The sequence below is a fragment of the Herbaspirillum sp. genome (assembly GCF_017744395.1).
Taxonomy (GTDB): Bacteria; Pseudomonadota; Gammaproteobacteria; order Burkholderiales; family Burkholderiaceae_D; genus Herbaspirillum.
On sequence record NZ_JAGIBI010000004.1, the window covers coordinates 212973 to 239025 of the forward strand.

21 protein-coding genes and 1 tRNA gene are annotated in these 26053 nt (G+C 62.9%); 10 read left to right on the forward strand and 12 right to left on the reverse strand.

What is annotated here, in order from left to right; translation table 11 throughout:
• The first annotated feature begins 164 nt into the window (after nucleotides 1–164).
• The gene (locus tag J7548_RS13455) at nucleotides 165–371 is read left to right on the forward strand and encodes a cold-shock protein (protein ID WP_290975115.1); all 207 of its coding nucleotides are present in this window, start codon (nucleotides 165–167) and stop codon (nucleotides 369–371) included.
• Between the two features lie 138 nt (nucleotides 372–509).
• Here J7548_RS13455 and icd read toward each other — a convergent pair whose 3' ends face one another.
• The gene (icd, locus tag J7548_RS13460) at nucleotides 510–1766 is read right to left on the reverse strand and encodes an NADP-dependent isocitrate dehydrogenase (RefSeq protein ID WP_290975116.1); all 1257 of its coding nucleotides are present in this window, start codon (nucleotides 1764–1766) and stop codon (nucleotides 510–512) included.
• A 162-nt stretch (nucleotides 1767–1928) separates the two neighbouring features.
• Here icd and J7548_RS13465 point away from each other — a divergent pair, with 162 nt between their 5' ends.
• The 3 genes from J7548_RS13465 (at nucleotide 1929) to J7548_RS13475 (ending at nucleotide 3480) form a co-directional block, all read left to right on the forward strand.
• Nucleotides 1929–2489: a pseudouridine synthase gene (locus J7548_RS13465; protein ID WP_290975117.1), complete on the forward strand. Its 561-nt coding sequence runs from the start codon at nucleotides 1929–1931 to the stop codon at nucleotides 2487–2489.
• A gap of 179 nt (nucleotides 2490–2668) precedes the next feature.
• Complete coding sequence (locus J7548_RS13470; protein WP_290975118.1) at nucleotides 2669–2848, forward strand: hypothetical protein; 180 nt, start codon at nucleotides 2669–2671, stop codon at nucleotides 2846–2848.
• 167 nt (nucleotides 2849–3015) lie between these two features.
• Nucleotides 3016–3480, forward strand: a complete 465-nt coding sequence (locus J7548_RS13475; protein ID WP_290975119.1) for a DUF192 domain-containing protein — start codon at nucleotides 3016–3018, stop codon at nucleotides 3478–3480.
• Between the two features lie 151 nt (nucleotides 3481–3631).
• Here the strand turns inward: J7548_RS13475 and rpsT are convergent, their stop codons facing one another.
• The gene (gene rpsT, locus J7548_RS13480; RefSeq protein WP_050468109.1) at nucleotides 3632–3898 is read right to left on the reverse strand and encodes a 30S ribosomal protein S20; all 267 of its coding nucleotides are present in this window, start codon (nucleotides 3896–3898) and stop codon (nucleotides 3632–3634) included.
• Between the two features lie 297 nt (nucleotides 3899–4195).
• Here rpsT and murJ point away from each other — a divergent pair, with 297 nt between their 5' ends.
• Entirely contained in the window at nucleotides 4196–5749 is a 1554-nt protein-coding gene (gene murJ, locus J7548_RS13485) for a murein biosynthesis integral membrane protein MurJ (protein WP_290975120.1), read from the forward strand.
• A gap of 123 nt (nucleotides 5750–5872) precedes the next feature.
• Complete coding sequence (locus tag J7548_RS13490) at nucleotides 5873–6721, forward strand: tetratricopeptide repeat protein (protein WP_290975121.1); 849 nt, start codon at nucleotides 5873–5875, stop codon at nucleotides 6719–6721.
• 80 nt (nucleotides 6722–6801) lie between these two features.
• Here the strand turns inward: J7548_RS13490 and J7548_RS13495 are convergent, their stop codons facing one another.
• The gene (locus tag J7548_RS13495) at nucleotides 6802–8724 is read right to left on the reverse strand and encodes an ATP-binding cassette domain-containing protein (RefSeq protein WP_290975122.1); all 1923 of its coding nucleotides are present in this window, start codon (nucleotides 8722–8724) and stop codon (nucleotides 6802–6804) included.
• Between the two features lie 240 nt (nucleotides 8725–8964).
• On the opposite strand from J7548_RS13495, the gene J7548_RS13500 reads away from it, so the two are divergent.
• Nucleotides 8965–11391, forward strand: a complete 2427-nt coding sequence (locus tag J7548_RS13500) for a penicillin-binding protein 1A (RefSeq protein ID WP_290975123.1) — start codon at nucleotides 8965–8967, stop codon at nucleotides 11389–11391.
• 54 nt (nucleotides 11392–11445) lie between these two features.
• On the opposite strand, the gene J7548_RS13505 is transcribed toward J7548_RS13500, so the two are convergent.
• A tRNA-Arg gene (locus J7548_RS13505) sits at nucleotides 11446–11521 on the reverse strand.
• Nucleotides 11522–11817: 296 nt separating this feature from the next.
• On the opposite strand from J7548_RS13505, the gene J7548_RS13510 reads away from it, so the two are divergent.
• Both J7548_RS13510 and J7548_RS13515 read left to right on the forward strand, forming a co-directional pair.
• On the forward strand, nucleotides 11818–12456 hold the full coding sequence (locus J7548_RS13510) for a c-type cytochrome (protein WP_290975170.1): 639 nt from the start codon (nucleotides 11818–11820) through the stop codon (nucleotides 12454–12456).
• Nucleotides 12453–13748 carry a cytochrome c gene (locus J7548_RS13515; RefSeq protein ID WP_290975124.1) on the forward strand — a complete coding sequence of 432 codons (1296 nt, stop codon included), beginning with the start codon at nucleotides 12453–12455 and terminating at the stop codon, nucleotides 13746–13748. Before J7548_RS13510 ends, J7548_RS13515 begins: the two co-directional genes overlap by 4 nt.
• A 69-nt stretch (nucleotides 13749–13817) precedes the next feature.
• On the opposite strand, the gene J7548_RS13520 is transcribed toward J7548_RS13515, so the two are convergent.
• The 5 genes from J7548_RS13520 to J7548_RS13540 form a co-directional block, all read right to left on the reverse strand.
• Nucleotides 13818–14516 (reverse strand): winged helix-turn-helix domain-containing protein, encoded by a 699-nt coding sequence (locus tag J7548_RS13520; protein ID WP_290975125.1) that lies wholly within the window; start codon nucleotides 14514–14516, stop codon nucleotides 13818–13820.
• A gap of 4 nt (nucleotides 14517–14520) precedes the next feature.
• Nucleotides 14521–15855, reverse strand: a complete 1335-nt coding sequence (glmM, locus tag J7548_RS13525; RefSeq protein WP_290975126.1) for a phosphoglucosamine mutase — start codon at nucleotides 15853–15855, stop codon at nucleotides 14521–14523.
• A 100-nt stretch (nucleotides 15856–15955) separates the two neighbouring features.
• Nucleotides 15956–16804 (reverse strand): dihydropteroate synthase, encoded by an 849-nt coding sequence (gene folP / locus J7548_RS13530; RefSeq protein ID WP_290975127.1) that lies wholly within the window; start codon nucleotides 16802–16804, stop codon nucleotides 15956–15958.
• 165 nt (nucleotides 16805–16969) lie between these two features.
• Nucleotides 16970–18859 carry an ATP-dependent zinc metalloprotease FtsH gene (gene ftsH / locus J7548_RS13535; RefSeq protein ID WP_290975128.1) on the reverse strand — a complete coding sequence of 630 codons (1890 nt, stop codon included), beginning with the start codon at nucleotides 18857–18859 and terminating at the stop codon, nucleotides 16970–16972.
• Between the two features lie 348 nt (nucleotides 18860–19207).
• Complete coding sequence (locus tag J7548_RS13540; protein ID WP_290975129.1) at nucleotides 19208–19852, reverse strand: RlmE family RNA methyltransferase; 645 nt, start codon at nucleotides 19850–19852, stop codon at nucleotides 19208–19210.
• A gap of 75 nt (nucleotides 19853–19927) precedes the next feature.
• Between J7548_RS13540 and yhbY the strand changes: the two genes are divergently transcribed.
• Nucleotides 19928–20386, forward strand: coding sequence for a ribosome assembly RNA-binding protein YhbY (gene yhbY / locus J7548_RS13545; RefSeq protein ID WP_290975130.1), 459 nt, complete (start codon nucleotides 19928–19930; stop codon nucleotides 20384–20386).
• Nucleotides 20387–20518: 132 nt separating this feature from the next.
• On the opposite strand, the gene greA is transcribed toward yhbY, so the two are convergent.
• The 3 genes from greA to carA form a co-directional block, all read right to left on the reverse strand.
• The gene (gene greA / locus J7548_RS13550; protein ID WP_290975131.1) at nucleotides 20519–20995 is read right to left on the reverse strand and encodes a transcription elongation factor GreA; all 477 of its coding nucleotides are present in this window, start codon (nucleotides 20993–20995) and stop codon (nucleotides 20519–20521) included.
• Between the two features lie 398 nt (nucleotides 20996–21393).
• Nucleotides 21394–24627 (reverse strand): carbamoyl-phosphate synthase large subunit, encoded by a 3234-nt coding sequence (gene carB, locus J7548_RS13555; RefSeq protein ID WP_290975132.1) that lies wholly within the window; start codon nucleotides 24625–24627, stop codon nucleotides 21394–21396.
• Nucleotides 24620–25783 carry a glutamine-hydrolyzing carbamoyl-phosphate synthase small subunit gene (carA, locus tag J7548_RS13560; protein WP_290975133.1) on the reverse strand — a complete coding sequence of 388 codons (1164 nt, stop codon included), beginning with the start codon at nucleotides 25781–25783 and terminating at the stop codon, nucleotides 24620–24622. The genes carB and carA overlap by 8 nt, the downstream gene beginning before the upstream one ends.
• Nucleotides 25784–26053: the final 270 nt, after the last annotated feature.

Here is a 26053-nt window from a genome sequence, read left to right on the forward strand (position 1 = left end):
TTTTGGATTTCCAGCGAGAACAATGGAATTTCATTGATCGGTAGTTACTGCTTTTCAATGCTCGAGAGATGTAAAGGGGGCACGGTTTAAGGGGGGCTGCGTGACGCGCGATGCTTCTTGCTTTGACGGCTCGTGTGATAGTTTAAATTTGAAAGAATGCTTTTATGGCAACAGGTACTGTCAAGTGGTTCAACGATTCCAAAGGCTTTGGCTTCATCACTCCGGATGACGGCGGCGAGGATTTGTTCGCTCACTTCTCGGCAATCCAGATGAACGGCTTCAAGACCCTGAAAGAAGGTCAGAAAGTCCAGTTTGACGTCACGCAAGGCCCCAAGGGCAAGCAAGCTTCGAACATCCAGCAAGCCGCTTAATCCCGGCCTGCTTCTGAAAAGCTCCGCAAATTGCGGAGCTTTTTTCATTTCCGCTCGCGTTGCTTCGGCAATCCCCCGCCCCCAACGAAAAAGCCGGGCATTGCCCGGCTTTCGTACGCCTCGCAGGGGCCAGCCCTGTTACATGTTCTCGATCATCACTTCGCCAAAGCCCGAGCAGGACACCTGGGTCGCGCCTTCGAGCAGGCGCGCGAAATCGTAAGTCACGCGCTTGGACGACACCGACTTCTGCATCGCCTCGATGATCAGGTCCGCCGCTTCGGTCCAGCCCATGTGGCGCAACATCATTTCCGCCGACAGGATCACCGACCCCGGATTGACGTAGTCCTTGCCGGCATACTTGGGCGCCGTGCCGTGGGTAGCCTCGAACATCGCCACCGAATCGGACATGTTGGCACCCGGCGCGATGCCGATGCCGCCGACCTGGGCCGCAACGGCGTCGGAAATGTAGTCGCCGTTCAGGTTCAGTGTCGCAATCACGCTGTATTCGGTCGGACGCATCAGCACCTGCAGGAAGAACGCATCGGTGATCGCGTCCTTGATCACGATGTAGCGACCGGTCCTGGGGTTCTTCAGGCGCATCGACGGGCCGTCGTCGATCAGTTCCGCGTCGAATTCCCGCGCTGCCAGCGCATAGCCCCAATCGCGGAAAGCGCCTTCGGTGAACTTCATGATGTTGCCCTTGTGGACCAGGGTCACCGAGGGCTTGTCGTGGTCGATGGCGTACTGGATCGCCTTACGCACCAGGCGCTCGGTGCCTTCACGCGAGACCGGCTTGATGCCCAGCGCCGAGGTCTCGGGGAAACGCAGCTTCTTGACGCCCATTTCCGTCATCAGGAAATCGATCACCTTCTTGACCTCGGCCGAGCCGCTCTGCCATTCGATGCCGGCATAGATGTCTTCTGAGTTTTCGCGGAACACGACCATGTCGGTCTTCTCCGGCTCACGCAGCGGCGACGGCACACCCTTGAAGTAACGCACCGGGCGCAGGCAGACGTACAAGTCCAGATGCTGGCGCAGCGTGACGTTGAGCGAGCGGATGCCGCCGCCGACCGGCGTGGTCAGCGGCCCCTTGATCGAGACCAGGTAATCCTTGACCGCTTCCAGCGTCTCATCCGGCATCCAGACATCAGGGCCGTAGACCTTGGTCGCCTTTTCGCCGGCGTAGATTTCCATCCAGTGGATCTTGCGCTCGCCGCCATACGCCTTTTCCACTGCGGCATTGACCACCTTGAGCATCACCGGCGTCACATCCACGCCGATGCCGTCGCCTTCGATATAGGGAATGATCGGGTTGTTCGGGACGTTCAGGGTGAAATCGGCATTGGCGGTGATCTTCCGGCCCTCGGCAGGCACTTGGATATGTTGGTACGACATCGTGGTCTCCGGCGTTGAAGCAGAACAAGCGGGGGATTTTAAGAGATTTCGCGAAAGCAGGTCGGTGAATGCTCAGACGCTATGTCCTCTATAAGACATAAGATATGCCCTCGATTATGCATCAGGATTTTACGGAATCCCATGATTTTGCGACACTAGCGCATGCCTCTTATCTTATTCAACAAGCCCTTCCAGGTCATGAGCCAGTTCTCCGCCCATCCGGAGCGCGAAACGCTGGCCGACTATCTCCAGATCCCGAACGTCTACCCCGCCGGCCGCCTCGATGCCGACAGCGAAGGTTTGCTGCTGCTCACTGACGACGGCAAGCTCCAGCACGAAATCAGCAACCCGCGCCGCAAGCAGCCCAAGACCTACCTGGCGCAAGTCGAAGGCAGCGCCTCCCGGGAGATGCTGCAGCGCCTGCGCGATCCGCTCGACCTGGGCGACTTCGTGACGCAGAAAAGCGAAGCCCGGCTGATCCAGGAACCGGGCTGGCTATGGCCGCGCAATCCACCGATCCGCGAGCGCAAGAACCAGCCGACCAGCTGGATCGCGCTCACCATCAGCGAAGGCAAGAACCGCCAGGTGCGGCGCATGACGGCCGCGGTCGGCCTGCCGACGTTGCGCCTGGTGCGCATCGCCATCGGCCCGTTTTCGCTGGCGACCCATCCGCTGTTGCCGGGAGAGTGGCGGGAAGTGGATCCGCTGGAACTGGAGCGTTGAGCTGCGATACGCGACAGAAATTAACAAAACGACATCAATAATTCCCTGTATTTCCAGCAATCATCAAAAAAAGATCAAAAAGGTTGTCAACCTCTGTTGTTTGCTGCCGTTATTGTCAGTGATTCGCACGAATCATCGTTTGCCTTACATCCCTAACATGTTGAATTGAAGGACGGAAAATGAAAAAATTGATCGCCGCTCTGATCGCTGGTCTGTTCGCAACTGCTGCTTTCGCACAAGCTCCGGCCGCTCCGGAAGCCCCGAAGGCTGAAGCTGCTGCTCCGAAGGCAAAGAAGGCCAAGAAGGCAAAGAAAGCCAAGAAGGCAAAGAAGGCTGCCGCCGCTGCTGAAGCTAAGTAATTAGCGTCCTGCGTCGCGCAATTCAAAAGGCAGGCTAGTCCTGCCTTTTTTCATGCCCGCACGATTGCTCCGGCATTTCCCGCTTGCGCCAGGGCGCAACGATGGCAAGCCGCTATAATCCGGCAGATTCAAACTTCCTTCTGATCGACCGAATTCCCATACCGACCATGCGCCAACCCAATCGCCTCCGCCTGCGCGGCGGCATCGCCGCCGCTCTGCTGGCGACGCTCTGCCTTGCCGACGCCAGCGCCCAGACCCCGCAAGTCCGCCGCTTCCCGACCACCCAGCTCAACATCGGCATCCACCTGATCAAGGCCGAAGTCGCCCAGACCGAGGCCGAGCGCGAGCAAGGGCTGATGTTCCGCGAAAAAATGGGGGATAACGAAGGCATGCTGTTCCTGTTCGGCGCGCCGGCAGGCGTTTGCATGTGGATGAAAAACACGCTGATCCCGCTGTCGGTCGCCTTCATGGATGAAAAAGGCGAGATCATCAACATCGAGGAAATGAAGGCGCAGACCCTGGATTCGCATTGCGCCAAGCGCGGCGCCGTCTATGCGCTGGAAATGAACAAGGGCTGGTTCAAGCAGAAGAACATCAAGCCAGGCACCAGAATCGAAGGCTTGCCCAAATAAACAGGAGAAAGCCGGGGGCAACACCCCGGCTTGCAGTGCCGCCGCACGCGCGATACAAATGCAAAAACCCGCCTGAAAAGACGGGTTTTTGTTTTACTGCAACCGAACCGCTTACCGGACGAGCCGGCCGGTTCAGCCAAAGACCGGCGAATTAAGCAGCCAGGGCCTTCAGGGCAGCAGCCAGGCGGCTCTTGTGGCGAGCAGCCTTGTTCTTGTGGATGATCTTCTTGTCGGCGATGCTGTCGATGGTCGACACCGAAGCCTGGAACACGCTGGTTGCAGCGGCCTTGTCGCCACCGGCGATTGCCTTGCGAACAGCCTTGATTGCGGTGCGCAGGGTCGAACGCTGGCTCGAGTTGTGAGCGTTTTGCTTAACTGCCTGACGTGCACGCTTGCGTGCCTGTGCGGTATTTGCCATGAAATTATCCTAAATCGAGTATCGTGTATGCGCCGCAAACCCGAGGACTCGCGAAGCCAAATTCTGTAAAGCGTTGGATTATAACCATTTTCCCCGGTTTGAGCAAATCCCCTGTCCGAACGGCAAAGAATCCGCCCCGCTCCGTTGCATTCAGGCCAAAATCGCCGCGCAAATATTGCAAGAAAGAAATTTCATCCAGGCATAGAACCCGCCCGCCCCCACGGCACTCTACCGCCACCGTCCATTCTTCAGCTTACCCGGCCGGAACGCTTCTCCGCGCCGCTATAATGCCGCACCATGAACTTGCATAAAACGCTCGCGACCATCTCCGGCATGACGATGCTCTCCCGCATCACCGGACTGGCCAGGGAAATCCTGTTTGCCCGCGCTTTCGGCGCCTCCGCCTATACCGACGCGTTCAACATCGCCTTCCGCATCCCCAACCTGCTGCGCCGCCTGTTCGCCGAAGGCGCCTTCTCGCAGGCCTTCGTCCCCATCCTCGCCGAGTACAAGAACCAGCGCGGCGAGGAACAGACCAAGCACCTGGTCGACCACGTCGCCACCGTGCTGATGTGGGTGATGCTGGCGACCTGCGTGGCCGGCATCGTGGCCAGCCCCTTCGTGGTCTACTTCATCGCCACCGGCCTGCAATACAACCCGGACGCGTTCGACGCCTCGGTGGCGATGACCCGCATCATGTTCCCCTACATCGGCTTCATGGCCTTCGTGGCGCTGGCCGGCGGCATCCTCAATACCTGGAAGGAATTCAAGATCCCGGCCTTCACCTCGGTGCTGCTGAACCTGGCCTTCATCGTCGCCTCGCTGTTCGTGGCGCCGTTCATGCAGCAGCCGATCTACGCCATGGCCTTCGCCGTGCTGGTGGGCGGCATCCTGCAGGTGGCGATCCAGGTGCCGGCGCTGGTGAAGATCGGCATGCTGCCGCGCCTGTACTGGAACCCGATGATCGGCCTCTCCGACGCCGGCGTGAAGCGCGTGCTCAAGAAAATGGGCCCCGCCGTGTTCGCCGTCTCGGCCGCCCAGATCAGCCTGATGATCAACACCAACATCGCCTCGCGCCTGGAGCACGGCAGCGTGTCCTGGCTTTCCTACGCCGACCGCCTGATGGAATTCCCGACCGCGCTGCTGGGCGTGGCGCTGGGGACCATCCTGCTGCCCAGCCTGTCCAACGCCCACGCCGCCGACGACATGGATGAATACTCGGCCCTGCTCGACTGGGGCCTGCGCCTGACCTTCATGCTGGCCATGCCGGCGGCGGTGGGGCTGGCCACCTTGTCGGAACCGCTGACGGCCACGCTGTTCCACTATGGAAAATTCGACAACCTGTCGGTGACCATGACCGGCCACGCGCTGGTCGCCTACGGCGTCGGCCTGATCGGCCTGATCACGGTCAAGATCCTGGCTCCCGGTTTTTATGCCAAACAAGACATCCGCACCCCGGTCATGATCGCCGTCGGCGTGCTGATCGCCACCCAGTTGATGAACAGCATTTTCGTGCCGATGTTCGCGCATGCCGGCCTGGCCCTGTCGATCGGCCTGGGCGCCTGCCTGAACGCGGCCTTCCTGTTTCTGGGATTGCGCCGCCGCAAGATCTATACGCCGCGTCCCGGCTGGGGAATCTTCCTGGCGCGGCTGGCCGGCGCGCTGCTGGTGCTGGCGGGCGTGTCGTTGTGGATCGCCGGACAATTCGACTGGATCGCCCTGCGCGCGCATCCGCTGGCGCGCATCGGCGCGCTGCTGCTGGTGATGGCGGTGTGCGGGCTGGCCTACTTCGGCCCGATGTTCGCGATGGGGTTCAGGCTGCGCGAATTCAAGCGCATCGCCCGGCGTTGAGAAGGAAGAGGATAAACCTCAGCGGCCTTGCATGCCAATATGGCTTGCCCGAAACAACAAGTATTTTTCATGCCGCGCTGTCGGGCGTGACGCCAGCCAAAATATTTTGATAGGATGGATGTCATGACGCTCACCTCCCTCGAATATTTCGCTTCGCTGGTGCGCCAGGATGATTCGATCCCGCTGTTCGAATCCGCCTTGACGCTGGGTCAGGACTTTTATCCCGAAATGGACTTCGCCGAGCAGGAAGTCGAGCTCGACATGCTGGCCCAGAAACTGCGGCAGCGGCTGCCGTCGGATGCCTCGCAGATCCAGAAGCTGCGCATGCTCAACCATTTCTTCTTCCAGGAAATGGCCTTCGCCGGCAACGTCAACAACTATTACGACCCCGACAACAGCTATATCCACCGCGTCATCGCGACCCGGCGCGGCATTCCGATCTCGCTGGCAGTGGTGTACATCGAGCTGGCGCAGCAGGTCGGCCTGGACATGAAGGGCGTCTCGTTCCCCGGCCATTTCCTGATGAAGCTGTCGGTGCAGTCGGGCGAGATCGTGCTGGACCCGATGAACGGCTCCAGCCTGTCGCGCGAGGAACTGGAAGAGCGCCTGGAACCCTACCTGGAACGCCAGCAGGAACACGACTTCGGCGACGAACTGCCGCTGGGCGCCTACCTGCGCGCCGCCCATCCGCGCGAAATCCTGGCGCGCATGCTGCGCAACCTCAAGGCCATCTTCATGGAAAGCCAGCGCTGGCAACAGGTGCTGGATGTACAGGAGCGGCTGGTGGTGCTGCTACCCGAGGAAATCACCGAGAAGCGCGACCGCGGACTGGCGCGCGCCAACCTGGGTCAGCCCCAGGCCGCGCTGGAAGACCTGGAAGCCTACCTGGCGCTGCGCCCGCATGCCGAGGATGCGCAAAACCTGCGCGAGATGCTGCCCGACCTGCGCGACGCGCTGCGTAAGCCCAACTGAGAAAATGAAAAAGCCGCCGTTCCTGCCTCAGCAGGAACGACGGCCCAGTTCCCTCCGCTACCGTACCGCCGCATTACTTGCTACTTGCGCGCGTCGATCTCTTCCCAACGCTCCAGGCTGGTCAGCAATTCCTCGTCGATCTCGGCGAAGCGCTCGTTCAGTTTCACCACCTCGTCCGCATTGCCCTTGTAAAGCTCGGGATCGGCCAGCTTTTCCGAAATGGACTTCTGCTCCGCTTCCAGCTCGGCGATGCGCTTGGGCAGTTCCTCCAGTTCGCGCTGTTCCTTGTAGCTCAGCTTCTTCTTCGGCTGCGCAGGCACTGCAGGCGCCGGCGCGGCCATGGTCGACTCGGCCTTGACCTCGTTCTTCTCCGCCTTCGCGGCCGGCTTGGCCGATGCAGCAGGGGCAGTGGCGCGCACGCGCTCCCAGTCGGTATAGCCGCCGACATATTCGCGCCAGACGCCATTGCCTTCGGCGGCGATCACCTGGGTCACCACGTTGTCGAGGAACATGCGGTCGTGGCTGACCAGGAACACGGTGCCTTCGTAGTCTTCCAGCAGTTCTTCCAGCAGCTCCAGCGTGTCGATGTCCAGGTCGTTGGTCGGTTCGTCCAGCACCAGCACGTTGGCCGGCTTGGCGAACAGGCGCGCCAGCAGCAGGCGATTGCGTTCGCCCCCGGACAGCGTGCGCACCGGCGAACGCGCGCGCTCGGGCGCGAACAGGAAATCGCTGAGATAGGTCATCACGTGCTTGCGCTGGCCGTTGATCTCGACCCAGTCGCTGCCGGGCGCGATGGTATCGGCCAGGCTGGTTTCCTCATTGAGCTGGGCACGCATCTGGTCGAAGTACGCCACCTGCATCTTGGTGCCCTGCTTGACGGTGCCGCTGTCGGGCGCCTCCTCGCCCAAGATCAGTTTCAACAGCGTGGTCTTGCCGGCGCCGTTCTGGCCGATCAGGCCGACCTTGTCGCCGCGCATCAGGATGGACGAGAAATCGCGCACGATGGTCTTGGGGCCGTAGCTCTTGCTGACGTTTTCCAGCTCCGCCACGATCTTGCCCGAACGTTCGCCGGTACCGACTTCCAGCTTGACCTGGCCCTGCCGGTCGCGGCGCTCGCTGCGCTGCACGCGCAGCGCTTCCAGGCGACGCACGCGGCCTTCGTCACGGGTGCGGCGCGCCTGCACGCCCTTGCGGATCCAGACTTCTTCCTGCGCCAGGAATTTATCGAACTTTGCGTTCTCCACTTCCTCGTTGGCCAGCAGTTCGGCCTTGCGCGCCTGGTAGGTGCTGAAGTTGCCGGGGAAGGACAGGATCTTGCCGCGGTCCAGTTCGATGATGCGGGTCGAGACGTTGTCGAGGAAGGAGCGGTCGTGGGTGATGAACAGGATGCTGCCCTTGAAGTCGCGCAGCAGCCCTTCCAGCCACAGGATGGAGCCGAAGTCGAGGTGGTTGGTCGGCTCGTCCAGCAGCAGCACGTCGGGATTGCCGACCAGCCCGCAGGCCAACGCCACGCGCTTTTTCATGCCGCCGGAAAGCTCGCCGATCCTGGCGTCGCGGTTCAGGTTCAGCTTGTCCAGCGTGGTCTCGACCTTGTTGCCGATGGACCAGGCGTCGGCCGCATCCAGCACGGTCTGGATCTGGTGCATGCGCTCCAGCAGGGCATCATCGTTGTCGCCGCCGAACTGGCCGGTGATCGCCTCATACTCGGCCAGCAGCGCGGGCAATTCGCCCAGGCCGGAGGCGACGGCGTCGAACACCGTCATCTCGGACGGGAAATGCGGCTCCTGGTCGACATAGGCGATCTTCAGGCCCTGCTGCATCACCAGGAGGCCGTCGTCCAGTTTGGAGCGGCCGGCGATGATCTTCAGCAGCGACGACTTGCCGGTGCCGTTGCGGCCGATCAGGCCGATGCGTTCGCCGGTCTCCAGCGAGAATTCTGCATGGTCGAGGAGCGCCACGTGACCGAAGGCCAGTTGCGCATCGCTAAGGGAAATGACTGCCATAGGAAAATATGCCGCGGCTCGCTGCGCCGCGCCGGAATGTGCGTAAAGAGCGGCATTGTACCGACTGCGGCGGGGAAATGCGGCTCCGCATCGCCGGTTTGTCGAAATGCTTGCCAGGAAGCAAATACAAATCGCCTTCCCGATACATTTTTTACATCCTGTTAAGCATTACCGGCCCCGCTGTACCGGGCCGGCAGGCCTGATGCGGTAAGATAGCGCATTCAGATTCCCGCTTACCCCATGCCTCTTTCCAACGCCCCGGCCCCGCTGCGCCGTCAACGCGGCTTCCTCAATCCCAACATCGCCAAATTCATCGGATTGTCCATCCTCGGACTGGGCATCGCCGGCGCGCTGCTGGTGGTCTACGCGCTGATCTTCATCAATCCGCGCCTGCCTTCGCTGGACCTGATCACCGACTACCGGCCCAAGGTGCCGTTGCGCATCTATTCCGAAGACAAGGTATTGCTGGGCGAGTTCGGCGAGGAAAAGCGCAGCCTGGTCAAGCTGGACGACATCCCGGCCGACATGAAGAACGCCGTGCTGGCCATCGAGGACTACCGCTTCTACCAGCATGGCGGCATCGACTACATCGGCATCGTGCGCGCGCTGGCCGCCGACGTGCTGCGCGGCCACGCCTCCCAGGGCGCCAGCACCATCACCATGCAGGTGGCGCGCAACGTGTTCCTGACCAAGGAAAAGACCATCACGCGCAAGCTCTATGAAGTCCTGCTGGCCAACAAGATCGAATCCGCGCTGACCAAGGACCAGATCCTCGAGGTCTACATGAACCAGATCTACCTGGGCCAGCGCGCCTTCGGCTTCGCCGCCGCCGCGCGCACCTATTTCGGCAAGGACCTCAAGGACATCACGCTGGCCGAAGCCGCGATGCTGGCCGGCCTGCCCAAGGCGCCCTCGGCCTACAACCCCATCGTCAATCCCAAGCGCGCGCATATCCGCCAGCAATACATCCTGCAGCGCATGCTGGACGTGGGCTTCATCACCCAGGCGCAATACGACGCGGCCGCCAAGGAAGAACTGAAGGTGCGCGCGCCGGGCAGCCAGTACAACGTCCATGCCGAATACGTCAACGAGATGGTGCGCCAGATGGTGTATGCGCAATACAAGGAAGACACCTACACCCAGGGCTTCAACGTCTACACCACCATCAATGCCGCCGACCAGCAGGCCGCCTACCTGGCCGTGCGCAAGGGCGTCATGGACTACGACCGCCGCCACGGCTACCGCGGCCCGGAAGAGACGGTGGAATTGCCCGCCAACGCGGATGACCGCGCCGCCGCCATCGACGATGTGATGGACGACCATCCCGACAACGACGACATCCTGGCCGCCGTGGTGGTGGCCGCCAATCCCAAGCAGGTCGACGCCGTGCTGCGCTCGGGCGACAAGATCAGCATCAAGGGCGAAGCCCTGCGCTTCGTCGCCAACGCGCTGTCCGACAAGGCCAAGAAGGAAGTCCGCATCCAGCCGGGTTCGCTGATCCGCGTGATGCAGGATGCCAAGCAGGGCTGGCAGATCGTGCAGCTGCCGCAAGTGGAGGCGGCACTGGTATCGGTGGTGCCGCAGGACGGCTCGATCCGCGCGCTGGTGGGCGGCTTCGACTTCACCCAGAACAACTTCAACCACGTCACCCAGGCCTGGCGCCAGCCGGGTTCCACGTTCAAGCCCTTCATCTATTCGGCGGCGCTGGAAAAGGGCCTGGCCCCGGCCTCCATCATCAACGACGCGCCGGTTTCCTACCCGGCCGGTCCCGGCCAGCCGAACTGGGAACCCCGTGACGACGACCCGCCGGCCGGCCCGATCAGCATGCGCACCGCGCTGCAGAAGTCGGTCAACCTGGTGGCCATCCGCACGCTCGACTACATCGGCGTGCCCTACGCCAAGGACTTCATCACCGCCACCTACGGCTTCGATCCCGACAAGGTGCCGCCCTACCTGCCGCTGGCGCTGGGCGCCGGCCAGACCAATCCGCTGCAGCTGGCGTCCGCCTACTCGGTGTTCGCCAACGGCGGCTACCGGATCCAGCCCTACCTGATCGCGCAGATCACCGACGCCCGCGGCAAGGTCCTGTCCAAGGCCGAACCGCTGGTCGTCGGCGACGGCGCGCCGCGGGTGGTGGCCGAACGCAACAGCTACATGATGACCAGCCTGCTCAAGTCGGTGGCCCAGCGCGGCACCGGCGCGCGCAGCAACAGCCTCGGCCGCACCGACCTGGCCGGCAAGACCGGCACCACCAACGACGCCGTCGATGGCTGGTTCGCCGGTTACCAGCGTTCGCTGGCGACCGTGGTCTGGATGGGGTACGACCAGCCCAAGAGCCTGGGCGGCATGGAATTCGGCGCACAGCTTGCCCTGCCGATCTGGGTCGACTACATGGGCAAAGCCCTGAAGGGCGTGCCGCAATTCGACCAGCCGGTGCCGGAGGGCATCCGCTTCATCGACGGCGAACCGTATTACGACAACTTCACGCCCGGCAACGGCCTGGTCACCAACGTCGGCGTGACGGTGGTCGATGCGATTTCCAACTTCTTCGGCTGGACGCCGGGCCAGGCGCCGGCCTCCGGCTCGCAGCCCGCTCCCAACGCGCCGGGGACGCAGCAACAGGCGCCTGCGAACAAGTTCGACGACAAGCTCTACCAGGGGCACTGAAGCGGAACGCAAAAGAAAAAAGCGCAGAAGACATCTTCTGCGCTTTTTTTATGCTGGCGCCCCCGACACGGATCGAACGTGTGACCTATCCCTTAGGAGGGGATCGCTCTATCCACTGAGCTACGGGGGCAACAAGGCGGCTATTGTAGCCGCTGCGCCCCTTGCTTGCAAAGACAGGGCCGCAGGCTGCGCCATGTTGCCGGCCGGCGTCCTCCACTACAATAGCGAAACCGCTGCCAGGACAGCGCCATAAAAAACAGAAAAGCCGCCATCGGCACAGGGAGACTGAAGTTGGCATCCATACCGTATCCGCTGCATCCAGCCCGGCGCCACAGCAGCAAGTTCGGGCGATGCCTGGCGTTGCTGGCATCCTGCCTCTTCATCCATGCGGCGCAAGCGCAAACCCCGCCGGCCGCAGCCGGCGCCATGCCAGCCATGCCGGAACGGGTCGCCGCCTGCATCGCCTGCCACGGCAAGGAAGGCCGCGCCACCCCTGACGGCTACTATCCGCGCATCGCCGGCAAACCCGAAGCCTACCTGTTCAACCAGTTGCAGAACTTCCGCGACGGCCGGCGCCAGTACCCGATGATGAACTACCTGCTAGGCAATCTTTCGGACGATTACCTGCACAAGATCGCCGCCTTCTTCGCCAACGAACACCCGCCCTATCCGCCGCCGGCCGCATCCGATGCTTCGCCGGCCGTCCTGCAACGCGGCCGACAGCTCGTCACGCAGGGCATCAAGGAACGCCAGATCCCGGCCTGCGCCGCCTGCCACGGCACGGCGCTGACCGGCGTACAGCCGGCCATCCCCGGCCTGCTCGGCCTGCCGCGCGACTACCTCAACGCCCAACTGGGCGCATGGACCAATGGCGTGCGCAAGGCGCGAACACCGGATTGCATGGCGACGATCGTCCATAAGCTCACGCCCGAAGACATCAATGCCGCCAGCAATTGGCTTGCGGCCCAGCCTGTGCCGCAAGATGCCGCGCCGGCCGCGGCGCCGCCCGCCCCATTGCCGCTGGCTTGCGGCAGCATGCAACAGGCAGGAGTGCCGGGCCAATGAAAAAAACACTGATCGCCATCGCCACTACCCTCTTGGCCCTCGTTATCGCCGTGCCCGCCGCAGTCGTGGCGTGGCAGTGGCTGCGCCACGAAGATCTCGGCGCCGCTACGCCCGTGACCGACCGCGCGCAGCAAATCAAGCGCGGCGAGTACCTGGCGCGCGCCGGCAACTGCATCGGCTGCCACACCCCGCGCGGCGGCGATTCCTATGCCGGTGGTCGCGCCATTGCCACCAAGTTCGGCACGCTCTATTCCTCCAACATCACGCCGGACAAGAAGACCGGCATCGGCGCCTGGAATGCGGACGATTTCTGGCGCGCGCTGCATCACGGGCGCTCCAGGGACGGCCGCTTCCTCTACCCGGCCTTCCCCTTCCCCAGCTACACCAAGGTCAGCCGCGACGATGCCGATGCGCTGTTCGCGTTCCTGCAGACGCTACCTGCCAAAGAGCGTCCCAACCAGGAACATGCGCTGCGCTTCCCCTACAACCAGCGCCTGCTGCTGGCCGGCTGGCGCGCCTTGTATTTCGAGCCGGGCGAATACCGAGCCGACGCCAAACAATCCGCCCAATGGAACCGCGGCGCCTACCTGGTGCAAGGTCTTGGGCATTGCAGCGCCTGCCACACCGCGCGCAACACCCTCGGCGCCACCACTTCGGGAGCCGAACTGGCGGGCGGCATGATCGCCATGCTGGACTGGTACGCGCCGCCGCTCAACGGCGACCGGGAAAACGGCCTGGGCAATTGGGAAACCGCCCATCTCGCGGCCTTGCTCAAGACCGGCGTCTCGCCGCGCGGCGCGGCCTTCGGGCCGATGGCCGAAGTCGTGGGACGCAGCCTGCAATACCTGGACGACGCCGACATTGCGGCGATGGCCATCTACCTGAAATCGCTGCCGCCGGACACGGCGGCGCCCCCTTCGGTGGCGCCGCAACCGGAACCGGCCGAAGCGGCGCGCCTGATGAAGCTGGGCAAACAGCTCTACGGCGACTTGTGCATCGACTGCCACGGCGACAAGGGTCAGGGCGCCGCTCCCGGTTATCCGCCGCTCGGCGGCAACCAGGCGGTCATCGCCGCATCGCCCGTCAATGCAATCCGCATCGTGCTCAACGGCGGCTACCCGCCGTCGACGGCCGGCAACCCTTATCCGTTCGGCATGCCGCCTTTCGGCCCCAGGCTGAGCGACCAGGAAGCGGCGGCGCTGGTTTCCTATATCCGCAACGATTGGGGCAACCATGCCGGCTTCGTCTCGCCGTCGGAGGTGAACCGCTACCGCAGCGTGCCGCTGGATTAAGCGTCCCGGCCATAAAAAAAGCGATCCGATGGATCGCTTTTTTGTTTTCGCTGCCTGCCTACGCGCGCATCAGTCGGGTGCTTCCGCACTCAGCTTGTACCCCACCCCGCGCACCGTCTGCACATAGTGCGCGAGCTCGCCCAGCGACTTGCGCAGGCGCATGATGTGGACATCCACGGTACGCTCTTCGATGAAGGTATGGTCGCCCCACACTTTGTCCAGCAGTTGCGAGCGCGAGAAGATGCGGTCCGGATGCGCCACCAGGTAGCGCAGCAGCTTGAATTCGGCCTGGTCCAGCGCCACCGCCTGCTCGGCCGCCGTTACCTGGCGGCGTTCGACGTCGATGCTGATCCGACCGTATTTCAGCACCTGGCTGCCGATTTCCGGCGTCTTGCGGCGCAGCAGCGCCTGTACGCGCGCCACCAGCTCCTTGGGCGAGAACGGCTTGGTCACGTAGTCGTCGGCGCCTTCGTTGAGGCCCTTGACCTTGTCCTCCTCCATTCCCTTGGCGGTCAGCATGATCACCGGCAGTGCCGCCGTGCGCGGCTCGCGCCGCAATTCGCCGAGCAAGACCAGGCCCGAGCTGTCGGGCAGCATCCAGTCCAGCAGCACCGCGTGCGGCAGCGACTCGGCGATCAGCTTGCGGGCTTGCGAGACATCGGTGGCAACGGTGGTGGCGAAGCCCGCGCCTTGCATCGTAAAACGCAGCAATTCGGCGATGCTGGGCTCATCTTCGACCAGCAGGATATGTGGCGACTCTTTCGACATGGTCCTACAGCACCTTGTCGGCGATGCGCTGGGCCATGCTGCGCGCCAGTTCGGCGTCTTCGGCCTCGACCATCACCCGGATCAGCGGTTCGGTGCCCGATGGGCGCAGCAGCACGCGGCCGCGCTCGCCCAAAGCCTCTTCCACCGCGGCTTTCTCGGCCTGCAGCACCGCGTTCGATTTCCAGTCGTAGCCGGCCGGGATCCTGACGTTGATCAGCGATTGCGGGAACAGCTTCAGATCCGACGTCATCTGCGCCAGCGACTGGCCGCTGCGCTTCAATGCCGACAGCACCTGCAGGGCGGAGACGATGCCGTCGCCGGTGGTATGCCGGTCCAGGCACAGCAAGTGGCCGGAGCCCTCGCCGCCCAGCAGCCAGCCTTTTTCCTGCAGCACTTCCAGCACGTAGCGGTCGCCCACCTTGGCGCGCTCGAACGGGATGCCCATCTTCTTGAAGGCCACCTGCAGCGCCATGTTGGTCATCAATGTGCCCACCGCGCCCGCGACCGGGCCGGTGGCGAGGCGGTCCTTGACCATCAGGTACAACAGCTCGTCGCCGTTGTAGACGCGGCCCGCCGCATCGACCATCAGCAGGCGGTCGGCGTCGCCATCGAGCGCGATGCCGAGGTCGGCGCGGTTGGCGCGCACCGAATCCGACAAGGCCTGGGGCGCCGTGGCGCCGCATTCCTCGTTGATGTTCAGGCCGTTGGGCTTGTTGCCGATGGTGATGACCTCCGCGCCCAGCTCATGGAACACGTGCGGGGCGATATTGTAGGCGGCGCCATGCGCGCAATCGACCACGATGGTCATGCCGTGCAGGTCCAGCGCGGTGGGGAAGGTGCTCTTGCAGAATTCGATGTAGCGGCCCTGGGCATCGTCGAGGCGGCGCGCCTTGCCCAGCTTTTCCGAGGGGACGCATTCCATCGGCTGTTCCAGCGCCGCTTCGATGTCGGCCTCGACCGCATCCGGCAGCTTGTTGCCCGAAGCCGAGAAGAACTTGATGCCGTTGTCGTGGAAGGGATTATGCGAAGCCGAAATCACCACGCCGGCCGACAGACGCAAGGCGCGCGTGAGGTAAGCCACGGCCGGCGTCGGCACCGGGCCGGCCAGCATCACGTCCACGCCGGCGGCGGCGAAACCGGCCTCCAGCGCGGCTTCCAGCATGTAGCCGGAGATCCGTGTGTCCTTACCGATCAGCACGGTCGGACGCGCAACCCCGTCGCGCGCCTTGGCCAGCACCTTGCCTGCGGCATAGCCCAGGCGCATGACAAAATCCGGTGTGATGGGGGCGACGCCCACGCGGCCGCGAACGCCGTCGGTGCCGAAATATTTTGCTGCCATAAACTCGTTTCCTTTTATTTAGATTGACTGCCGCTCTTCGGCGGCATCCAGAGCCCTCACATGGCGCCCTGCCCTTCCATTCTATTTTTTATTTGCCGGATCAACGGTCTTCCCGTCCGGCCTGCCACATGTTGAGCGCATCGACGGTTTCCGCCACGTCGTGTACGCGGATGATCATCGCCCCCTGCTGGGCCGCGGCCAGCGCCGCCCCGATACTGCCCGCCATCCGCTGTTCCAGCGGCTTGCCGGTCACCGCGCCGACCATGGATTTGCGCGACATACCGGCCAGCAAAGGCAGGTCGAGCGCGCCGATCATGTGCCGGGTATTCCTGAGCAAAGCCAGATTATGCGCCAGTGTCTTGCCAAAGCCAAAACCCGGGTCGATACAGATGCGCTCGCGCACCACGCCGGCGGCCGTCAGCGACGCCACCTGGCGGCGCAGGAAATCCTCCACTTCCGACACCACATCGTCGTAATGCGGCTCACGCTGCATGGTCTGCGGCTCGCCCTGCATGTGCATCACGCACAGGCCGGCCTCGCTGTCCCTGACCGCCTCGATGGCCCCCTCGGCGCGAAAGCCGTTGATGTCGTTGATCATGTCGACCTCGGCCAGCAGCGCCTCGCGCATGACGGCCGGCTTGTAGGTATCGATGGAGAGCGGCTTGCCGCAGTCGCGCAGCGCGTAGATCACCGGCATCACGCGCTCCAGCTCCTGTTCCAGCGACAGCGGGGCGATGCCGGGGCGGGTCGACTCGCCGCCGATGTCGATGATGTCGACGCCGTCGGCGATCATCTGCTCGGCATGGGAGAGCGCGAATTCAAGGGAGTTGTGGCGTCCGCCGTCGGAAAAGGAATCCGGCGTGACATTGAGGATGCCCATCACCAGGGGGCGGCGGCCTTGCTGCATCGGCAGGCGGAACCTGCCGCATTTCAGGAATGCTGATGTCATCGTGCGTATCGTGCGTATCGTACTTATCGTGCTGATCGTGCCTGCTTGCTTCGTCATTGCGGTACTGCACCGCATTGCTTTTTATCCATCCCACCAACGGAAAAAGGGTGAGGATCGCTCCTCACCCTTTGACCGGTTCGTCTTGCCAAACCGTTGCGCAAGCGCTCAAGCCGGCGCCGTGGCGTTCGGCGTGATGTCGCCCGGACGGTTGGTGTCCGACGGCGACTTCTTGGCCGGCACGCCGTTGCGCGGCGGGCGCGGCTCGTCGCCGTTCATGATGTCGTTGACCTGGTCGGCGTCCAGCGTTTCCCATTCGAGCAGCGCCTTGGCCATCACGTCGACCTTCTCGCTGTTCTCTTCCAGCAGCTTGCGCGCCAGGGCGTATTGGGTATCCAGGATGATGCGGATTTCGGCATCGACCTTTTGCTGGGTAGCTTCCGAGACGGTCTTCGACGCCATGCGGCCGAAGTAGGCGTCCTGCTCGGAATCCTCGTAGACCATGGTGCCCAGGGTCTCGGACATGCCGTAGCGGGTCACCATCGCGCGGGCCAGTTTGGTGGCGCGCTCGAAGTCGTTGGAAGCGCCGGTGGACATCTGGTGCATGAAGATCTCTTCGGCGATGCGGCCGCCGAACAGGATCGAGATCTCTTCCAGCATCTTGTCCTTGTACATGTTCACACGGTCATGCTCGGGCAACTGCCAGGTCAGGCCCAGCGCATAGCCGCGCGGCATGATGGTGACCTTGTGCACCGGGTCGGCCTTGGGCAACAGCTTGGCGACCACCGCGTGGCCGGACTCGTGGTAGGCGGTATTGCGGCGTTCTTCTTCGCGCATCACGGCCGACTTGCGTTCCGGGCCCATGACGATCTTGTCCTTGGCGTCTTCGAAGTCCTGCATTTCCACCAGGCGCTTGTTGCGGCGCGCGGCGAACAGCGCGGCTTCGTTGACCAGGTTGGCCAGGTCGGCGCCGGAGAAGCCCGGGGTGCCGCGGGCCAGGATGTCGGCCTTGACGTCCGGCGCGATGGGCACCTTGCGCATGTGCACGTACAGGATCTGTTCGCGGCCGCGGATGTCGGGCAGGCCGACCATCACCTGGCGGTCGAAACGGCCCGGACGCAGCAGCGCCTTGTCCAGCACATCGGCGCGGTTGGTGGCGGCGATCACGATGACGCCGGAGTTGGCCTCGAAGCCGTCCATCTCGACCAGCATCTGGTTCAGGGTCTGTTCGCGCTCGTCGTTGCCGCCGCCCATGCCGGCGCCGCGATGGCGGCCGACGGCGTCGATTTCATCGATGAAGATGATGCAGGGCGCGTGCTTCTTGGCGTTTTCGAACATGTCGCGCACGCGGGAAGCACCCACGCCGACGAACATTTCGACGAAGTCGGAACCGGAGATGGTGAAGAACGGCACCTTGGCTTCGCCGGCGATGGCGCGCGCCAGCAGCGTCTTACCGGTACCCGGGGGGCCGACCATCAGCACGCCGTGCGGAATGCGGCCGCCCAGTTTCTGGAATTTGGTGGGGTCGCGCAGGAACTCGACCAGCTCCTGCACTTCTTCCTTGGCTTCGTCGCAACCGGCGACGTCGGCGAAGGTGACGGAGTTGCTGTTCTCATCGAGCATGCGCGCCTTCGATTTGCCGAAGGAGAACGCGCCGCCCTTGCCGCCGCCCTGCATCTGCCGCATGAAGAAGATCCACACGCCGATCAGCAGCAGCATCGGGAACCAGGAAATGAAGACTTGCGACAGGAAGGACTGCTCTTCCGGCTGCTTGACGTCGAACTTCACGCCATTGTTGAGCAGGTCGCCGACCAGGCCGCGGTCCAGGTAGGTGGCGGCGGTCTTGACCTTGGTGCCGTCCTGGGTGGTGGCAACGATGGTGCGGTCCTCGATGGTCGCGTCCTTGATATGGCCGGCCTTCACCTCGCTGATGAAGTCGGAATACGCGATTCCCTTCGCGTTCGACGCCATGCTGCGGCTGTCGAACTGCTTGAACACCATAAACAGGACGAGCGCGATGACCACCCAGATGGCGGCCTTGGAAAACATGTTGTTCACTGGAACTCCTCCGACGCCGATGCGCCACGTTGCCTTTGTATGCTCCGATTTTACCCGGATTCAACCACCCTTACTAGGAAAGCGCCCGTCCCGTCGTGCCTGCCCGCAACGCCGCGATGGCTTACCGCCAGCGCCGGCATTGCCAAACCGACATCGGGATCGCGAATCGGGGGGAACACGCGATGAAAGCACGCCGCATCCGTCTCGCCCGGACAACCGCCACCTCAGGCATAGAATGCTTCCTATGAAGCGATATGAGGCTGATGCAGAGCAAAACAAGACGCAAAAACAGGTCAAAACAAGAGAATTTGCATCTAAAACCAGCCCGATTCCACTTTAGCCGATATTTCAGCGCGGGTTCTTCAGGATTTTCCCTAGCAGGAAAATTTCGGAAGACTTGTCGCGGCTGGCCTTGGGTTTCTTCGAAGTGACCGTCTTGAACTCGGCGCGGAACTTGTGCACCAGCTCGTTATAGCCGGTACCGTTGAAACACTTGACCAGCAAGGCGCCGGTGGGTTTCATGTGCATCTGGGCGAATTCGATTGCCAGATCGATAAGATACTCGACCCGCGCCGCATCGGCGATCGCCACGCCGGACAGGTTGGGCGCCATGTCGGACAGCACCAGGTCGGCCTTGCGGCCGTCCAGCAAGGCTTCCAGCTGGTGCAGCGACTCTTCCTCACGGAAGTCGCCTTGGATGAAATGCACGTCGGCCACCGGTTCCATCGGCAGGATATCCAGGCCGATGATGGTGCCGTGGATGCCGCCGCCCTCGGCGCCGGCCAGCTTGTTGCGCACATACTGGCACCAGCTGCCGGGGGTGCAGCCCAGGTCGACGATGACCTGGCCCGGCTTGATCAGGCGCTCCTCTTCATCGATCTCTTTGAGCTTGTAGGCCGCACGCGCACGGTAGCCCTCCTTCTGCGCGAGCTTCACGTAAGGGTCGTTGATATGGTCGTGCAGCCAGTTTTTGTTTAATTTGTTCTTTGCCATTCGCGTAGAATACTGGTTTTATCTCTTTCAGGGACAGCTTCGCGCCGCCCGGCGCGGTCCCGACATCGCATTCCCATGTTGAAACTTACTCCCGCCGAGCGCAGCGAACTGCGCGCCCAAGCCCATGCCCTGAACCCGGTCGTAATGGTCGGCGAAAGCGGCCTGACCGATGCCGTGCTCAAGGAAATCGACAAGAGCCTCAACGCCCACGGCCTGATCAAGGTGCGCGTGTTCGGCGACGACCGCGAAGAGCGCATCGCCATCTACGACAGCATCTGCGAACAGCTCAAGGCGGCGCAGGTGCAGCATATCGGCAAGCTGCTGGTGATCTACCGCCCCGCCAAGGAGGAAGCGAAGAAAGCCGCGGCCGGCGCCAAGGGCGGCCTGCGCGAGGTCACCATCGTCAAATCGCACGCCACCAAGCGCCCGTCGGTCAACAAGGTCATGCTCAAGGGCAACGAACGCGTCACCGCCGGCGGCCTGGTCAAGAAGGCCAAACCGCGCCAGCGCAGCACCAAGAAGTCGCTGGGCTGACGCACCCGCCTTCAAAAAACAGAATGCCCGCTGATGCGGGCATTTTTCATTTCCAATTCCGTCGCGCCGCCCCACGGCGGCGCTTGCGTCAAGCCCCAGCCGCCGCGGCGGGGCGTACGCCGTCCGCGCGGATCAGACGTAGCGCACGTCGAGGATTTCGTATTCCTTCAGGCCCGACGGGGCTTCCACCGCCACCACGTCGCCGGCGCTCTTGCCGATCAGGGCGCGCGCGATGGGCGAAGTCACGGAAACCTTGGCTTCCTTGATGTCAGCTTCGTCCAGGCCCACGATCTGGTAGGTCACCTTCTCGCCGCTGTCCAGGTTTTCCAGGTCGACGGTGGAGGCGAACACCACGCGGCCTTCGGCATTGAGCTCGGCGGGATCGACGATCTGGGCCGAACCCAGCTTGCCTTCCAGGTCGGCGATGCGGCCTTCGATGAACGCCTGGCGCTCCTTGGCCGACTCATATTCGGCATTTTCCGACAGGTCGCCCTGCGCGCGCGCTTCGGCGATCGCATTGATCACTTCCGGACGGTCTTTGGATTTCAAACGCTGCAGTTCTTCTTTCAGGAGTTCTGCGCCACGCTTGGTAATGGGAACTGTGCTCATAAGTCTCTTGCTCAAGGTTAGGGAATTGCGGAAAACGCCGACGGCGCCCACCAGGCGGACTGCAAACGTCAAAAGAACGCTCCGTCGCCGGCGAGGCAACTGGTCGATGTCTTTCCACGGGAACAATCTTTACTGGTGAACGGAACGCCGCTGCCGATGTTCCGTCAGCTCGTCTCCAACACGTACTTGCGTCCGACTCAGAGCCGCTAACAAAATCCCGCCAGCCGCGCTGCGGCGGTGGGATTTTGTTAGCGGCCCCTGGACGGCGCTGCCCTGCAACATTGAACATGTTGTGGCCGCAGGGAAGTCGTCCTAAAAGTCAGAGAGGGCATCGATTGCTCAGATGCCCTCTGCGCTTACCGGCGCCAATTCAGCCGGCAAGATGACGTGTTGTAAGCTTAGTGTATAGCTTTATGCAGGCCTTGTAAATCGTACACGTCCAATGCGTCCAAATGGCGCATCCCCTCCACCGCCGCCTCGGCGCCGGCAATCGTGGTGAAAGTGGTCACGCGCGCCGCCAGGGCCGAAGTACGGATCGCTCCGGAATCGGCAATCGCATTGCGCTTTTCCTCAACGGTATTGATCACCAGGGCGATCTCGTTGTTCTTCACCATGTCGACGATGTGCGGACGGCCCTCGACCACCTTGTTGACGGTCGCCACAGGGATGCCGGCGGCGCTGATGGCGGCCGCGGTGCCCTTGGTCGCCACCACCGAGAAGCCCAGCGCGACCAGGTCGCGGGCCACCTGCACGGCGCGCGGCTTGTCGCTGTTCTTCACCGAGAGGAACACCTTGCCGGACTTCGGCAGCTTCACGCCGGCGCCCATCTGCGACTTCACGAAGGCTTCGCCGAAGGTCTTGCCCACGCCCATGACTTCGCCGGTCGACTTCATTTCAGGGCCGAGGATGGTGTCCACGCCCGGGAACTTGACGAACGGGAACACGGCTTCCTTGACGCTGAAGTAAGGCGGCACCACTTCGTTCTTGATGCCCTGGCTTTCCAGCGACTGGCCGACCATGCAGCGCGCCGCGATCTTGGCCAGTTGCAGGCCGGTGGCCTTGGACACGAACGGCACGGTACGCGAAGCGCGCGGGTTCACTTCCAGCACGAACACGGTGTCGACCGTCTTGCCGTCGACTTCGCTCTGCTGGATCGCGAACTGCACGTTCATCAGGCCGACCACGTTCAGGCCCTTGGCCATCAGCGCGGTCTGGCGCTTCAATTCTTCGATGGTGTCCTTCGACAGCGAGTACGGCGGCAGCGAGCAGGCCGAGTCGCCCGAGTGCACGCCGGCCTGTTCGATGTGTTCCATCACGCCGCCGATGAAGGTGCGCTGGCCGTCGGACAGGCAGTCCACATCGACTTCGATGGCGTCGTTCAGGAAGCGGTCCAGCAGCACCGGCGAATCGTGCGATACCTTGACGGCCTCACGCATGTAGCGCTCCAGGTCGCGCTGCTCGTGCACGATTTCCATCGCGCGGCCACCCAGCACGTAGGACGGGCGAACCACCAGCGGATAACCGATTTCCTGCGCCAGTTGCAGCGCGTCGGCTTCGGTGCGAGCGGTGCGGTTGGGCGGTTGGCGCAGGCCCAGGTCCTGCAGCAGCTTCTGGAAACGCTCGCGGTCTTCGGCGGCGTCGATCATGTCCGGCGAGGTGCCGACGATGGGCACGCCGTTGGCTTCCAGGTCCAGCGCCAGCTTCAGCGGGGTCTGGCCGCCGTACTGGACGATCACGCCGACCGGCTTTTCCTTGTCGACGATTTCCAGCACGTCCTCCAGCGTCACCGGCTCGAAGTACAGGCGGTCGGAAGTGTCGTAGTCGGTCGACACGGTTTCCGGGTTGCAGTTGACCATGATGGTTTCGTAGCCGTCATCGCGCATCGCCAGCGCCGCGTGCACGCAGCAGTAGTCGAACTCGATGCCCTGGCCGATGCGGTTCGGACCGCCGCCCAGCACCATGATCTTCTTCTTGTCGGTCGGATTCGACTCGCACTCTTCGTCGTAGGTCGAATACATGTAGGCGGTGTCGGTCGAGAACTCGCCGGCGCAGGTGTCGACGCGCTTGAACACCGGGCGCACGCCCAGCTTCCGGCGCTGTTCGCGCACGGCGGTGTCGGTGGTCTTGAGCAGCTTGGCCAGGCGGCGGTCCGAGAAGCCCTTCTGCTTCAGCTGGAACAGGGTAGCCTTGTCCAGCGACTCCAGGGAGACGTCCTTTTCCAGCCACAGTTCGATGTCGACGATCTCCTTGATCTGCGACAGGAACCACGGGTCGATATGGGTCAGGCCGTGCACTTCTTCCAGCGAGAAGCCTTGCGCGAAGGCGTCGCCCACGTACCAGATGCGGTCCGGGCCGGGCTCGCCCAGCTCTTCCTCGATGGTCTCGCGGTCGGTGGTCTTCTCGTTCATGCCGTCCACGCCGACTTCCAGGCCGCGCAGGGCTTTCTGGAACGACTCCTGGAAGGTGCGGCCGATGGCCATCACTTCTCCCACCGACTTCATCTGGGTGGTCAGGTGCTTGTCGGCCTGCGGGAATTTTTCAAACGTGAAGCGCGGGATCTTGGTCACGACGTAGTCGATCGACGGCTCGAACGACGCCGGGGTCGCGCCGCCGGTGATTTCGTTGCGCAGCTCGTCGAGCGTAAAGCCGACCGCCAGCTTGGCGGCGATCTTGGCGATCGGGAAACCGGTCGCCTTGGAGGCCAGCGCCGATGAACGCGACACGCGCGGGTTCATCTCGATGACGATCATGCGGCCGTCCTTCGGGTTCACCGAGAACTGCACGTTGGAGCCGCCGGTGTCCACGCCGATTTCACGCAGCACCGCCAGCGAGGCGTTACGCATGATCTGGTATTCCTTGTCGGTCAGCGTCTGCGCCGGGGCGACGGTGATCGAGTCGCCGGTGTGCACGCCCATCGGGTCGAGGTTTTCGATCGAGCACACGATGATGCAGTTGTCCGCCTTGTCGCGCACCACTTCCATCTCGTATTCCTTCCAGCCGATCAGCGATTCTTCGATCAGCAACTCGGAAGTAGGCGAGGCTTCCAGGCCACGCTTGCAGATGGTTTCGAATTCCTCGGCGTTGTAGGCGATGCCGCCGCCGGTGCCGCCCATGGTGAAGGACGGACGGATGATGACCGGGAAGCCGATGGTCTTTTGCACCGCCCACGATTCTTCCATCGTGTGCGACACGCCCGAACGCGCCGAACCCAGGCCGATCTTGGTCATGGCCTGCTTGAACTTGGAACGGTCTTCGGCCTTGTCGATGGCTTCCGGCGTGGCGCCGATCAGCTCGACCTTGTACTTGTCCAGCACGCCGTTGCGGTGCAGGTCCAGCGCGCAGTTCAGCGCGGTCTGGCCGCCCATGGTCGGCAGGATGGCGTCCGGCTTTTCCTTGGCGATGATGCGTTCCACCGCTTGCCAGGTGATCGGCTCGATGTAGGTGGCGTCGGCCATTTCCGGGTCGGTCATGATGGTCGCCGGGTTGCTGTTGACCAGGATGACCTTGAAACCCTCTTCGCGCAGGGCCTTGCAGGCCTGGGCGCCGGAGTAGTCGAATTCGCAGGCCTGGCCGATGATGATCGGGCCGGCGCCAATGATCAGGATGCTTTTAATGTCGGTACGCTTAGGCATTTTGTTTCTTCTCCATCATCGCCACGAACTTGTCGAACAGGGGGGCGATGTCATGCGGTCCAGGGGATGCTTCGGGGTGGCCCTGGAAGCAGAAAGCAGGCTTGTCGGTGCGCTCGAAACCTTGCAGCGAGCCGTCGAACAGCGAGATGTGGGTGACGCGGCAGTTGGCCGGCAGGGTCGCCTGGTCCACGGCGAAACCGTGGTTTTGCGAGGTGATCATCACCTGCTTGCTGTCCAGGTCCTGCACCGGGTGGTTGGCGCCGTGGTGGCCGAACTTCATCTTCAGCGTCTTGGCGCCGGAAGCCAGCGCCATGATCTGGTGGCCCAGGCAGATGCCGAAGGTCGGGATGCCGCGCTCGATCAGCTCCTTGGAAGCGGCGATCGCGTAATCACAGGGTTCCGGGTCGCCGGGGCCGTTGGACAGGAAGATGCCGTCCGGATTCAGCGCCAGGGCTTCCGCCGCGCTCGATTGCGCCGGCAGCACGGTGACCTTGCAGCCGCGCTCGGCCAGCATGCGCAGGATGTTGTACTTCACGCCATAGTCGAAGGCGACCACGTGGAACTTCGGGGTGATCTGCTGGCCGTAGCCGCGGCCCAGTTGCCACTCGGTCTCGGTCCAGTTGTAGGCTTTCTTGGTCGATACTACCTTGGCCAGGTCCATGCCGGCCAGGCCGGGGAAGGCGCGCGCCAGTTCCAGCGCTTTCGCGGTGGCTGCTTCAATGTTGGCTTCACCTGCCACGATGGCGCCGTTCTGGGCGCCCTTCTCGCGCAGGATGCGGGTCAGCTTGCGGGTATCGATGCCGGCGATGGAGACGATGTTGCTCTCCTTCAGGTAATCGGACAGCGACTGCTGGCTGCGGAAATTCGACAGCAAGCGCGGCAGGTCCTTGATGATCAGGCCGGCGGCGTGGATTTGCGAGGCTTCGACGTCTTCACGGTTGACGCCCGTGTTGCCGATATGCGGATAAGTGAGGGTGACGATCTGGCGGCTGTAGCTGGGATCGGTCAGGATTTCCTGGTAACCGGTCATCGCGGTATTGAACACGACTTCGCCGGTGGTGTTGCCTGCGGCGCCGATGGAAAATCCTTGGAAGACAGACCCGTCTGCGAGCGCGAGAATGGCCGGAATCGCGGGACCGGAAAGAAGAGGCAGCAAGGGTAACTCCTGAGATTGTTACCGCCGATGCTGGATGACCGGAAGACCTTTCGCACCAAACCGACCGGCGCAAACGCCCCGACTCATTCGGTTCGGGTACGTATATTGGCCTGCTGGAACGAGGTGGAGGATAGGGTATGCGCTACGGCGGAATTTAAATTGGCTAAACCGTCCAATTATAGCGCAAAAGGCACCCTTCGGCAAATCACCGATCGCCGAAAATGACCGCCAGTTGCATGCAGATGGCTGCAACCAGGGGGATTCGCCGGC